The organism is Microbacterium sp. P2_F9 (genome assembly GCF_056403635.1).
This window is the reverse complement of record NZ_JBFUFC010000158.1, coordinates 1-8,907: the sequence shown is the minus strand read 5'-3', so window position 1 is coordinate 8,907 and position 8,907 is coordinate 1. Positions and strand designations below refer to the sequence as shown.

Sequence of the window (8,907 nt, the reverse complement as noted above, 5' to 3'; positions counted from 1 at the left end):
AGAAGGGTCTGCCCGTCGATCGCGTCGAACACCGGAAAGAAGCCGAGCTCCACGGGGACTGTGGTGCCCCTGGTCTCGCCTGTCACGAGATCCACGAGCGCGAGCCCGTCATATGATCCGCATGCGATGTCGGTCTGCGTCGCAAGATACAGCGAGTCGCAGTTCCGCGTCTGATCGGGGAAGCGCCTCCAGAGAGTCTGTCCGGTCGCGAGATCCACGCGCACGGTTCCGTCCCACCCGGTCGTCACGACGCCTCCCTGTCCGTCGACGATGAGATCGAGGCCCGCCACATCGCCCTCGAGCGGGATGGTCCCGATCAGTGCGAGCGTCGCGCGATCGTACAGGCGGATATGGTCTCCTCCGCCCACCGCGACGACACGATCGTCGATGATCCCTACGCCCGGATCGCGAATGTCCGGCGCAGGATAGTCGCCGAAAGCGGCGGCGCTCGACGCGCGGACCTTGCCGGTCGCAGTGTCAATCGCGATCAAGTCGGCCGTGACCGCATGCGTGGCGTACAGCGTCCGCGCGTCGTCGTCGAAGACCAGATGACGGGAGAGCACCGCCCGTATGACTCGGGTCTCGACCAAAGTCTCGCCCGTCGCGAGGTCGAAGACGGTGAGGCGGCTCCAGCAGCACTCGGAACCTGCCGATGGGTCCCGGGCGACCTGCGAGAGAACCGCCGCCGTCGAGCCATCCTGGCTCACCGCGACGGTGGACCCACCGTCCACAAGGGAAGTCGGGAGATCCAGCTCGTACGAGTGGGCGACGGCGCCCGTCACGATGTCGATCACATCGACCGTGCGCTCATCCGGACGATCTTCGCGGGCCGCGACACGCAGCGCCGTGTTCGTGCCCGGGATCATGCTCATCGAGGGCAGCCAAGCTCCCTCATCGTGGTGCACGTCTATGAGGCCACCGCTGCCCGTCATGACGCCCCACAGCGCGGAACGCACCCGGGCATCTTCGGGCCAGCGCCGGAACGCCTCGACCGCGAGCAGTGCGGCTGCCTCGCGGTCGTTGTCCAGCAGCGAGAGGGATGTCGCGACGAGCGCCTCGACGCGCGCGTCTTCGGCGGAGAGCTCGGCTTCCCTGCCTCGCACGGCGGCGAGCCCGCCTCCGACTATCGCCGCGACGAGCAGCACGCCGGCACCGGCGAGCGCCCACCGCAGGCGCCGGTTGTTCCGTTTGTCTCGCGCCGCGCGGTCGGCAAGCTCGCGCACCTCGCTGCGCTCCCGTTCGGCGGACGCGGCGAGGTAGTCCTGCTCGACCGCTGTGAGGTCTGGCCCCGATCGCTCCTGCCAGTCGAGCGCCGACTGCAGCCGTGCACCGCGAAGGAGGTCCTCTTCGCGGCGACCCGATGCATCCCACAGGTCGGCCGCCGCGGCGACAGTCGAGACGAGTCGCGCACCCTCGGCATCCTCTTCGAGCCAGCCGTCGAGCCGCGGCCATGCTGTGGCGATCGCCTCGTGTGCGACCAGCACAGTCTCGCCGTCCAGGGTCAGAAGGCGCGCGGCAACCAGCTGCTCGAGGACGCGGCGGCGCTGCTGATCGCCGAGCAGCGGTGCCAGCTGAGCCGGCTGCCGAACCGACCGGCCACCGGCATCGCGCTGGATCAACCGCAGCATCAGCGCGCGGCAGACGACCGCATCCGCGGCATCCATCGACTGATAGAGGTTCTCGGCAGACTGCGCGATCGCTCCGGCGATTCCGCCCGCGTCCTCGTAGCCATCGACGGTGAGCGTGCTGCCCTCACGACGGACCCACGTCTCCAGCAGAGCATGCGAAACGTGCGGGAGAGTCGTCCGGCGGTCGACGGCATCGCGAACGATGAGCTCTACGAGGCCCGGCTCCAGCCGCAGTCCGGCGCGCGCAGCCGGCTCGATGATCGCCAGACGAAGGCCCTCGTCGGACAGCGGGCCGAGGGCGTACAGGCCACGCGCCACGTCGGCTCCGATGCGCGGCAGTGCGATGGCGCGATCGAGGAAGTCCGACCGAAGCGTCAGGACGAGCGCGCCGCCGAGACTCAATGCCTCCTCGAACAGAGCGCCTATGGTCTCGACTTCGGCTTCGTCCAGCTGGAGGATCGCCTCGGCCTGGTCGATGACCATGATCTCCGGCGCGCCGAAATGGTGGAGGGCGGTACGCAGAGCGTCGATGAGCGTCGGACCGCCGCGCAGGATCTCCACCTGGCGGCCACTCTCTCGCTCTCTCGGCAGCACCCCGGCGAGCACCAGCGATGACTTCCCAGATCCCGACGGTCCAACGATGGTGAGGATCGTCCCGGGGTGGATGCGGGAGAGGATCGCCTCGATGACGTCCTGTCGACCGAAGAAATCGTCGGCGTTATCGGGGCCGAAAGGTGCCAGCCCGCGGTAGGGGCACAGATCATTCGCCGGGGGCGGCTGAGGGACGGCGTCGAGGGTGGGATCCTGCCTCAGCATCGCGGTCTCCAGCTGACGCAGCCGAGGTGACAGCTCGACGCCGAAGTCATCGGCGAGCCGCTCACGCGCGTGGCGGATCGCGGCGAGAGCCTCGATCTGACGGCCGGCACGGTAATTCGCCATGGCGAGGATCGCCCAACGTTCCTCCCGGAGGGGTTCGGCACGCACCGCCCGCTCTGCCTCCGCGATGATCTCCCGGTGCGCGCCGATGTGGAGGCGCTCTTCGAGCAGCTCCTCCTCGGCGCTGCGCCGGATCTCGGCAAGGCGGCCTGCCGCATGTCGCGCCGGCTCCCAATCCGCAAGCTCAGGGAAGGCCTGCCCGCGCCACAGCCCGAGTGCCCGACGGTACGCGTCGATCGCGCGATCGTGATCGGTATGGAGCGCGTGCTGGCGCGCGTTCGACACGAGCCGCTCGAACTCGAAGGCGTCGATCACGGTGGTGTCCATGCCGAGCGCGTAGTGCGAGCCACGCGTCACCACCGCATCCGGACCGAGCCGGCCGCGGATGCGGGCGACAGATGTCTTCACCTGCTGCTGCCACGTCAGCGGGGGAGTCCCACCCCAATACGCCTCCGCAAGCTCATCCGATGACATCGACGCGCCGGCCCGCACGATGAGGGCGCTGAAGATCGCCCGCTCTCGCGGGCTGAGTGGCTCCTCGGATCCCGTTTCGAGGGGCCCGAGCACCCGAACGGTCATATCCGAAGTGTGGGACCGCGCGGCTTGCTCGTCAATGCGGGAGGTCACGGGCGAGTACCGGACGAGTACCGCACMTCAAGAGTGCGAGTACCGCCCACTGCGACCGTGGATTTCGAGCTGACGCTCGTCGGCTGATCCCAGGGAGGAAGCCCCGATGCTGTACATCACAGATGCCGCCATTCACCTCGAACGCCAGCACGCCGCCGAGCGTGCACGCGCCCGACAGATCATCCTGCTTCAGAAAGAGCGCCCCACGACCGAGCCTCTCCAGGCAGCCCGAAGCGAGTCGGCATGGCACCGGTCTCTCGTGCGCTGGCACGTGGCGCCCCGCTGGGTGCACTGAGCATCCGAAGCATGTCATGCAGCTCGGGGAGGATCGCGCATCCAGTGACGATCACCCCAGAGCTTGCTGCGTGGCGAGAGCGGCGAGACGGGCCCGTCCGGGACCGATCGTCTCGCGCAAGCGCCGTGCGGCATCCAGGACGAGCGGGTCCGCGGCGCGATCGGGCGGGACCCGCGCCGGATTGAGGTTCGTCGTATTCGCCCAGTCCTTGAGGTCGGAGTGCCGGGACATCGCGAGGGAGGCGTCGCCGCCGATGAGCTGCATCGACACCCAGTCGACAGGAGTGTCGGAGTAGGGGCTCGGGCGGCAGGCATCGTTCTTGTCCTGGTCGCTGGTGCGGGTCGCCTCGACGTACCCGGTCAGCGCGGCGCCGAAGCACGGGAACCCGACTCGTGTCGGCCGCGGCCGGATGGCGTCCGGAAGCCAGATCGGCACGAGCCTGGGATAAGCCAGGCCCGAGGCCGCGCAGTGTACGACGAGGGCCCCACGCGGGACCTGGACCTCGCCGTCGTCGAAGCGGACGCGGCCCGGCGCCACGGAGCGGACGTGCCCACGCCGGACGACGTTCGAGATCGTGCGCAGCTGATCGATCTCCCACGTCGCGATCGTCGGGGCCTTGGCCATGGTCGGTGTGACAGTTCGATCGATGCGGAGCATGACCCCGCGCGCCTCGAGTCCGAGGAAGAGGTCGTCGGGAGAGGTGGCTTCGGCCGCCGCCACCATCGTGTCGGCGGCCATGCCGAGGAAGACAGCCGGATCGGGCTGTACCACTGCACGATTGAACATCCACGGATCGCGCGGACGGATCCAGCAGATGTCCTCCGGATCCACGCCATGCTGCAGCAACCAGATACAGGCATCCGTCGCGGTCTTCCCTGATCCCACGATCACGTACTGATCCGGCGGCTCGTCGAGGCGGGCGAGGTCGTTCACCGGGATCACCCGCACGCCGTCCTCGACGGCGAAAGGCGCAGCGCTGAGGAGCGGAATGGTCGGTGCGAGGTAGCCGGCGTCGACGATCCGCGCCCGGATCGCTCGATGCTCCGTGCCGCTCAGACGCGAACGGAACGTCCCGTCGCCGGTGTACTCGCACCCGGAGAAGAAGGCCACCCGCCCGGTGTCGACAAGCGCCTCCATGACCCGCGAGTAGTAGACCGCTATCTCCGGGGCGGTCGCTCGCTCATGCAGGCCGGCTTCCGGTCCAGTCGCCTGAATCCGCCCTGCCCCGAGGAGCGTGGACGCCACGCCGTAGAACGACGAGGCCTGGTGAAGCCGCACGAAGGGGTAGGCGTCGAGCCAGTGCCCGCCGGCCGCCACCCTTCGATCGACGATCGCGACGGTGGCGTCCGAGTGGTGCACGAGCGCGTCGGTGAAGGCCATCCCCATGGCTCCCGCCCCGACCACCACGTAGTCGACGTCCACCTCGACCGGCACGGCCCCATCACACCAACCGGGGGTCCCTCGGTCAAGGCCCACGTGTATCAGTCCGCCGGATTCACGCTCTTTTCCGGTGAGAGATCCCGACCGGGGATCGGGGATGGGGAGGAGTCGGAGATGAACTACTCGACTGTCGTGGCCGCAAGCCGGCTCGAGCACGATCGTGCGTCCGCTCTGGATCGTGAGATCGAGCTGCGGCGCCGGATCAGCGACCGCGGAACGACGATCACGCCCACACGTCCTGCGGTGAACCCGCGACGCGTGATCGGGGTCTGGTTCCGCGGACTCAAGGACTCGGGCCATGTCCGGGTCTCGTACTGAACACTCGTGGCCGGTCATCCGGCCGCACACCGCACCACAGGGAAAGGACCCGTCTCGGGTCGAAACAAGGGAGAGAAAGACAATGGACAGCAACACCCACACGCCGCGGACAGCGAAGTTCGCGCGTCGGGCGCTTCCCGTCTTCGCGATCGCCGTACTGACGATCGGGTTGGGGGCGTGCCAGACACCTCGGCAAGGCGACACCGAAACGACCGGACACAAGGTCGACAGCGTGCAGGCACCGGTAGGCGTCGACCTGAACAAGACGGCCGACCGGATCGAAGAGCAGCTGCAGCGCGACGCTGCGGAGGCCAAGGCGAACGCGGAACGCTTCAAGGGGGTGCCCGCCGATCGCGTCGAGGAACAGCTCGCCCGAGAAGCAGGCACGGTCCCGAAGAGCACCAGCGCCGTCGCAATGGAGCAGGAGAGCATCGCGAAGCAGCTGGCCGACGCGCAGGCCAAGGCAGCGCCGAACGTCGGCTCGTGGACTGACCGCATCACCGCCGAGCTCGAGTACCGCGCCAACCAGCCCCATCTGCGCATGGAGTGAAGGCACGCAATTCGAGAACGGCAAGGGGACTGTCTCCCATCAGGAGGCAGTCCCCTTCCGCGTGCCCGCCGGGGGCCGCGGCTAGGGTGAAACCATGATGGCCCGACCGGACGACGACGCACTCAGCTGGGACGGCGACGACGATCCGACGCTCGACACCGGCACTCCGGCACCCGTCGCGAAGCCCGCCGCTGACACCTCCACGCCACCTTCGCCGGATGCCGCGACCACGGCGCCCGCGATCGGCGAGGCTTCGCCCCCGGCGGAGGAAGAGCCTGCGCCGATGGGCAACGCGATGCTCATCACGATCGGCGTCCTGGCCGGCTTCTACGCGATCTTCACGATCGGCTGGGTGATCGGGGGACTGCGCCTGCGCGATGCGGCGCACTATGCCGTCGCCGACGTCGCGTTCCAGGGTCCGCTCTGGCTCTCGGTGCTGGCGCCCGCACTCTGGTTCGGCACGGTGTACCTGCTGACGCGCCACTCGGACTCCTGGGTGCGCCTGCTGTGGCTCGTGGTCGGCGTGATCCTGCTGGTGCCGTGGCCGTTCGTCATGGTCGGGGCGGTGGGACAGTGAGCGACACGATCACGGATGCCGCGGCATCCGCTCCCCGCAGGAACCCCACGTGGCTCGTGGCGACGATCGCCGGCGGTTTCGGGCTGTTCTACGCCTACGCGGTGTGGAACGCCCTCGGAAACCTGATCGCAGCGGCGCCTCTCGGGCTGAACGCGCTCGGATGGTTCCTGTGGGTGTTCGCCACGGTGTTCCCGATCGTGGCGTTCGGGCTCGCGTTCGCCGTGGGATTCCGGCGCCCGCCGCTGCTCTTCGCGCTCGTGCTGCTGACCGGGCTCGCGATCACCGCGGTGTTCTGGCTCGACGTCGTGGCCTACGCGACGACGAACACGGCATCCCTTCTCAGCTGACCCTCGCGGCACGCGACCACCTGTCGCAGGTAAGCACTGCCGGAGTAGCGTCACGACTCGGGGGTATGAGAGGAGCGCATCGTGAACGTGAAGCCGTGGAGCACCGTGGGGCCGGGGTCGAACTTCCCCGTCGTGAAGGGAATCCAATACCTGCTGCGAGCGCGCGGACAGGCGGTCGCCGCCGATGGAATCTACGGCCCGGCGACCACTGCCGCCGTCACCGCCTTCCAGTCCGGAGCAGGTCTGACCGCGGATGGAGTCGTCGGCCCGCAGACCTGGGAGGCGCTTGTCGTCGCGACGCATTCCGGCTCATCCGGCGATGCCGTGCGTGCCGTGCAGCAGTTCGGCCTCATCCCATCGCCCGGCCTGCCCGAGCTCGTCGTGGACGGCTCCTATGGGCCGATCACCGCCGAGCGCGTCCGCTTCTTCCAGGAATCCTGGGGGCTCACCCTCGACGGCCAGGCCGGCGCCGAGACCTGGTCGTTCCTCAGCACCTTCGTGCCCGGGCCGCGGCCGTGGCCGCTGGTGAAGCAGGGCGCGACGCAGGCGACCAACTGGCGCGTGCTCGCGGCGCAGCATCTGCTGCGGGCACACGGCTCGTCGATCGTCCCGGATGGTGCGTTCGGGCCGGCGAGCGGGGCGGCTGTGCAGGCATTCCAGCATGGCCTGCGCGCGACCGAGATCTCGACGACCCTCGGGCAGCTCGACTGGCCGCACCTGATCGTCACGGTTCGGCATGGCGACCACGGCGAGGCAGTGAAGGCCGTGCAGACCCTGGTGCCGGGCGGACTGGTGGTCGATGGCGACTTCGGCCCGCTGACGGAGGCTGCAGTGCGGGAATTCCAAGGAGTCTTCCTGCCACCCGCGGACGGAATCGCGGGGCCGGTCACCTGGCACGCACTGGTGCTGCGCGCCTTCGAGTGACGACGCGGCCTGGGCGAGGCATCCGCTCACTGTCCCCAGGAGGGGGAGAACGAGTTCGTCCATCCCGTCATGGGGTGGGTCCACGTGCCATCCCAGGTCGCTGTCCAGATTGTCGCCCAGGCGCCGCGGGCGGTCTCGACTGCGTAGCTCAGAGACCGCCCATCGGGTGACCACGATGCGCCGAACGCGCTCCACGGTCCGGGGTGATCGTGCGTGACATAGCGGGTCCATCGCGTGCACTCATCGATCCGGTCGCACGCGAGCGGCATGAGCGCGACATCGCGGCTGCCAACGGAGCGGTCATCCGCCACGTCGAACACCACGAGTCCGGCCGTCGACCCCGATACGGCTGGTGAGATGGAGGGCCGGCCGGCGTCGAGTTCCCACGGCGTCATCTGCCGCGCATGCGAGCCGTCCGCGTCGCTCTTGAAGATCGCGAACATTCGGACGCCTGCGATGCTCGTGACCCGCACGAACACCCTCCTCCGGCCGTCGGGCGAGAACTTCACCTCACCCTCCTCCGTGCCCTGCGCAAGGTCAGGGGACGAGACCCGCCGCAGATCGCTGCCATCCAGGTTGACCGAATAGAGCGCCGCAGACGCCGCCACTCCGCTCCCATCGATCGGTGCCATCACCCGGGTGAACAGCACACGAGAACCGTCGAACGACCAGGTCGGCCGCACCGCACCTGCGCAGTCGGGCGTGGTCCGGCATCCGGTGTCGACGATGGTGACGACCCCGGGCTCGGCGATGTGGACGATCCCGATGTCGCTGCCGTGGTCGGTGGTGCGCTCGAAGAGGACGAGCCACCCGTCAGGAGACCTGCTGGCGTGGTCGTCCACGACGCCGGGGGATCGCGCGGTGAGTCCGCGCGACATCAGTCCCAGCGGGTCGCCGATCCTGAGTTGGACCCCGTCGCCCGCCGGACTCATCTGCGAGAACACGATCGCGACCTTGGGCAGCGGGTTCTCGCGCATGCGGCCGGCGATCGGATCCGCCGGGGTCGCCCACGCCGCCCCGGAGACCCCCACGAAGCCGGCAAGCATGAGGAGCGCACCGGCCGCGACGGCGATGCCTCGACGACGGTGCGGATTCCCCATGACGACTCCTTGATCGACATCGGATGCCGTGACCCCCGTCACGGCGCAGTCCATGTCTCTCAGGCGGCGGTATCAGCACGGTGTCGCACCGCACTGAACGTTGGGTCGCGCGAGCCGATGCTGCGACCGAACGACCCCCAAAGTCGCCCCCAGTCCGGATTTTCC

The 8,907-nt window shown here is 68.8% G+C and carries 9 protein-coding genes; 6 read left to right on the top strand and 3 right to left on the bottom strand.

Translation table 11 applies throughout. The features are described 5' to 3' along the window. The coding region (locus tag AC1DVT_RS14880; protein WP_477389800.1) for an nSTAND1 domain-containing NTPase at window positions 1–3,143 on the bottom strand (3,143 nt) is incomplete at its 3' end. A 154-nt stretch (window positions 3,144–3,297) separates the two neighbouring features. Between AC1DVT_RS14880 and AC1DVT_RS14875 the strand changes: the two genes are divergently transcribed. Next, a complete protein-coding gene (locus AC1DVT_RS14875; RefSeq protein WP_457098776.1) occupies window positions 3,298–3,486 on the top strand; it encodes a hypothetical protein in 189 nt (62 codons plus the stop codon). A gap of 51 nt (window positions 3,487–3,537) precedes the next feature. Here AC1DVT_RS14875 and AC1DVT_RS14870 read toward each other — a convergent pair whose 3' ends face one another. Next, on the bottom strand, window positions 3,538–4,920 hold the full coding sequence (locus AC1DVT_RS14870; protein ID WP_457098775.1) for a pyridine nucleotide-disulfide oxidoreductase: 1,383 nt from the start codon (window positions 4,918–4,920) through the stop codon (window positions 3,538–3,540). Window positions 4,921–5,040: 120 nt separating this feature from the next. Between AC1DVT_RS14870 and AC1DVT_RS14865 the strand changes: the two genes are divergently transcribed. From AC1DVT_RS14865 to AC1DVT_RS14845, 5 genes are all read left to right on the top strand, one after another. Continuing rightward, window positions 5,041–5,244, top strand: coding sequence for a hypothetical protein (locus tag AC1DVT_RS14865; protein ID WP_457098774.1), 204 nt, complete (start codon window positions 5,041–5,043; stop codon window positions 5,242–5,244). An 82-nt stretch (window positions 5,245–5,326) separates the two neighbouring features. Further along, window positions 5,327–5,794: a hypothetical protein gene (locus AC1DVT_RS14860; RefSeq protein WP_477389799.1), complete on the top strand. Its 468-nt coding sequence runs from the start codon at window positions 5,327–5,329 to the stop codon at window positions 5,792–5,794. A gap of 94 nt (window positions 5,795–5,888) precedes the next feature. Continuing rightward, on the top strand, window positions 5,889–6,371 hold the full coding sequence (locus tag AC1DVT_RS14855) for a DNA polymerase III subunit gamma/tau (protein WP_477389798.1): 483 nt from the start codon (window positions 5,889–5,891) through the stop codon (window positions 6,369–6,371). Further along, window positions 6,368–6,718, top strand: coding sequence for a bacitracin resistance protein (locus AC1DVT_RS14850; protein WP_457098771.1), 351 nt, complete (start codon window positions 6,368–6,370; stop codon window positions 6,716–6,718). The genes AC1DVT_RS14855 and AC1DVT_RS14850 overlap by 4 nt, the downstream gene beginning before the upstream one ends. An 81-nt stretch (window positions 6,719–6,799) precedes the next feature. Beyond that, window positions 6,800–7,642: a peptidoglycan-binding domain-containing protein gene (locus tag AC1DVT_RS14845; protein ID WP_477389797.1), complete on the top strand. Its 843-nt coding sequence runs from the start codon at window positions 6,800–6,802 to the stop codon at window positions 7,640–7,642. A 26-nt stretch (window positions 7,643–7,668) separates the two neighbouring features. Here AC1DVT_RS14845 and AC1DVT_RS14840 read toward each other — a convergent pair whose 3' ends face one another. Continuing rightward, window positions 7,669–8,742, bottom strand: coding sequence for a TolB family protein (locus AC1DVT_RS14840; RefSeq protein WP_477389796.1), 1,074 nt, complete (start codon window positions 8,740–8,742; stop codon window positions 7,669–7,671). Between the last annotated feature and the right edge of the window lie 165 nt (window positions 8,743–8,907).